The 2,516-nt window shown below is 34.4% G+C and carries 2 protein-coding genes and 1 pseudogene; 2 read left to right on the forward strand and 1 reads right to left on the reverse strand.

Going from position 1 to position 2,516, the window contains the following annotated elements; genetic code table 11:
- On the forward strand, window positions 1–579 hold a 579-nt coding region (locus ACFIKE_RS09335), incomplete at its 5' end, for a His/Gly/Thr/Pro-type tRNA ligase C-terminal domain-containing protein (RefSeq protein WP_375649525.1).
- A gap of 571 nt (window positions 580–1,150) precedes the next feature.
- A complete protein-coding gene (locus tag ACFIKE_RS09340) occupies window positions 1,151–1,696 on the forward strand; it encodes a replication protein (RefSeq protein WP_375627366.1) in 546 nt (181 codons plus the stop codon).
- Between the two features lie 619 nt (window positions 1,697–2,315).
- Here ACFIKE_RS09340 and ACFIKE_RS09345 read toward each other — a convergent pair.
- Window positions 2,316–2,516: pseudogene (locus tag ACFIKE_RS09345) on the reverse strand (peroxiredoxin); the annotation flags it as partial.

A 2,516-nucleotide genomic window follows, 5' to 3' on the forward strand; every position in this document is an offset into this window, starting at 1 on the left:
TATTATACGGGACCTGTTTTTGAGGCGGCATTGCTTTTTGATGTTCTCAATGATGATGGGCAAAAAGTTGTTTTTGGCTCCGTTGGTGGTGGTGGGCGCTATGATGGATTGGTGGCACGCTTTCGTGGTGAAAATATTCCGGCAACAGGTTTTTCAATCGGTGTTTCACGCTTGATCGCTGCTTTGCAAAATCTTGGAAAGTTGCCTATGAAGGACACAACAGGGCCGGTTGTGGTACTGAGGATGGATAAAGAACCAGAGGCGGTTGCTGGTTATCAAAAAATGGTGATGCAATTGCGAAATGCGGGAATTCGTGCTGAGCTCTATTTGGGGGCATCGGGAATTAAAGCGCAGATGAAATATGCAGATCGACGTCAAGCGCCTTGTGTGGTTATCCAAGGTTCACAAGAACGTGAGAGCGGGAAAATACAGATTAAAGATTTGATTGAAGGAGCGCGTTTGTCTCATGAGATCAAAGATAATCAAACATGGCGTGAAAGCCGTCCTGCGCAAGTGATGATTGATGAAGAGCAATTGGTTCAAACAGTACAAGATATTTTGGCAGCGCAAAAACGATAATGATAAAAGTTTTGTGAAAGAAATTGTTAGGAAAAGCTTGAACATTTCTTCTTCAATTTTCAGAATTTGTATTTTACTTGTTTAGATATTCTTAAAATCGCGTTATTTTTTTTAAAGTTCCTGCGGCATAAAAGCAATTTTTAAAGGTGAAAATGCTTTTGAGGACGCGAGGTAAGCACCTTCGTAAAGCAAAATACTGGACACTGAAGCATTTGAGGTCCTTGACGCAACCCTGTTTAGAAAAATTGATGATCAATAACAGAAACCCAATAGTTTATAGCAATATTGATCATCATTCATTCATATGGATTTAATTTTTGAATTCTCATTTGCTGATATCATATTTTCTACTGTTTTATTGTCGGCAGTCTACAATCTCACATCCATGAGAGATGAAAGAAATCTCAAGAGTTTTATTTTAGAAGATTTTTTTAGTTTCAAAAGCAACGAATAACTTAAATCAGACAATTTTTAAAGGAAAAATATGGGAGGCATTATAAGAGATTATAATGAAAACCATTTGAAATTATTCATTTATTATAACAAATCAATTTTTTACGGAGAAATGAAAATGGCCCAATATGATTTTACAGTGTTATATGAAAGAAATCCCTTTATTTTGAAAAAACCTGAAGATATTGGAAAATCATTTAAACTTCCTCCTTCAAATTTCGGATTTGAAGATCTTCCGCAAATTACGTTTTCAGGAGCGTCCGATAGCCGGCGTATGATTTTTGGGCTGTCATTTAGTGGTATGAAAGCATTTTTTGTGATGTTGTGGCAAGTAGGGAAAATGTCAGATGAAGATGATGTGGATTTATGGTTTGATCAGGTAAGATTAGATGAGGATACTCTCAATGAATTTTTGATTTGTGATCTTTCAATTCAAGAACCAGAATATCTTAATTTTGAAAGTTTTAAAGAAGGTATCAAAGAATTAGAAGAGAATAAAATTGTAGCGAAGGGGACAAAAAAATATTGTTATTTCATTAATCCAGATATTTTTGGTCTTCCTGAATGTGATGAAGATTTTGAGCTCGATGAAGAGGAAGAGATAGAAGAGGAAGAAATGAAAAAACACTTTATGGTAGAATATCCAAATAGACGCCTTCTTTAACTGTTTTTCTCTTAGAGAAAAATAAAAGCTTAGAATAAATGACTATTAAAACAGCAATGAATCTGTTTATTGTATGTGAATTGGAATGTTTACGGGATCTGTTTTTATTTAATATTCTTCATGAACGGTTATTTATGCAGAGCCGTTTTTATACCATATTTTTTTCTTGATGCTTTTGTGAAGCTTGCAGTAATGATGTTCATAGCTTTTGTGTTTTAGAGCGTTTATGAGACGCATTTATACTCTTTTTAACCGTTTATTCATATGCCAATCTCACGTGCTAATGAGCAAGAAAATAGTTTTAAGAGATTCAATATAAGAAGGGATAAAATAAAACAATCTTATGATATTCAGTGCATCTCATTCGACATGAAAAATTATAAATTATCTTTATAAATCAAATTATTGTTTGACACAAAGTTTTTTCAAAGCAGTTAAAACGTGAAATACCTATTAAAAATTTATTGCTGGGATATTTTCTTACCGAAAACGCTCAACCAAATTATAGTGTCTGCTTTGACAAATAGATGTTTCAAAAAATACAAACGACACAAATTTTCTTTACTAAGGAAATTTGTGTCGTTAAATTTTGTTTAAATGGACGACTTTGGGGGCGGAATTAGCTTTTCAAAGCTTTTAAAACATTTTGTGGTGAAGAGACTTCGTAAGGATCTGTCATGCAATTGTCTGAAAAACCCGCTTCTTCAAACCATTGCTCAACCACACCATCATTAATAACGGCAGCATAGCGCCATGATCGCATGCCGAAACCAACATTGTCTTTTGCAACCAGCATACCCATTTTGCGTGTGAATTCACC

Source organism: Bartonella sp. MU70NMGDW, assembly GCF_042194085.1.
GTDB classification, from domain to species: domain Bacteria; phylum Pseudomonadota; class Alphaproteobacteria; order Rhizobiales; family Rhizobiaceae; genus Bartonella; species Bartonella grahamii.

What these genes read in the sequence shown, in the direction of transcription:
- ACFIKE_RS09340 (WP_375627366.1), top strand. Translation starts at nt 1,151, where the DNA reads ATGGCCCAATATGATTTTACAGTGTTATATGAAAGAAATCCCTTTATT.